Raw genomic sequence first — 984 nt, forward strand, 5'->3', positions numbered from 1 at the left:
ACGGCCTGCGCCTGCGCGGCGGCTACAACCGCGCCGTCCGTGCGCCGCACGTCCTGGAACTGTTCAGCCCGCAGAACGTCGTCCTCGACGGCACCCAAGACCCGTGCGCCGGCCTGACCGCGAACAGTCCCCTGGTCGCCCGCTGCGCCCAGGCCTTTGGTCTGACGACCGCCCAGGTCCTCGCCATCGAGGCGAACAGCGCCAACCAGTACAACGGCCTGAACGGCGGCAATCCCGACCTCGACCCCGAAACGGCGGACACCTACACGGTGGGCTTCGTCTTCCAGCCCTCGTTCCTGCCAGGGTTCAATTTCTCGGTCGACTATTTCGACATCAAGGTGAAGGACTTCATCGGCGGCATCGGCGCGGACACGATCATCAACCGCTGCGTCGACACCCTCGACCCCTTCTATTGCAACCTCGTCCAGCGCGACGCCGACGGCTCGCTCTACCTGTCGAACCAAGGCTTCGTGCGGAACACCACCTTGAACACCGGCTCGTTGGCGACGACGGGTTTCGACATCAACGTGGGCTATCGGACCGACCTCGAGAACCTTGGACTCGGCAACAGCGGGGGGCTGAGCCTCAACTTCGTTGGGACCTACCTCGACACCCTGAAGGTCCAACCGCTTCCCGGTGAGGACTCCTTCGACTGCGCCGGCTACTACGGTAACGTCTGCTCGGTGACGGGCGGTCTGTCGGCCCCGAACCCGGAATGGCGCCATAAGGCCCGCGTGACCTGGACCACGCCGTTCGAGTACGGCGACTGGTTCCGGGACTTCGCCGTGTCCCTCCAATGGCGCCACTTCTCAAAGGTCACGCTGGACGCCTACTCGAAGGACCCGGGGCTCAATAACCCCGAGGTGCAGCACCTTTCGGACAAGACGCTCGCCTCGCGCGACTACTTCGACCTGACGGCGTCCTGGACCATGCGCGACAACCTCAACTTCCGGGCGGGCGTGAACAACCTGTTCGACAAGGATC

The 984-nt window shown here is 64.5% G+C and carries 1 protein-coding gene; it reads left to right on the forward strand.

Going from position 1 to position 984, the window contains the following annotated elements:
* The coding region (locus AX721_RS13465; RefSeq protein ID WP_156467166.1) for a TonB-dependent receptor domain-containing protein at positions 1 to 984 on the forward strand (984 nt) is incomplete at both ends.

The sequence above is a fragment of the Phenylobacterium sp. CCH9-H3 genome, assembly GCF_001557235.1.
Lineage (GTDB): Bacteria > Pseudomonadota > Alphaproteobacteria > Caulobacterales > Caulobacteraceae > Phenylobacterium.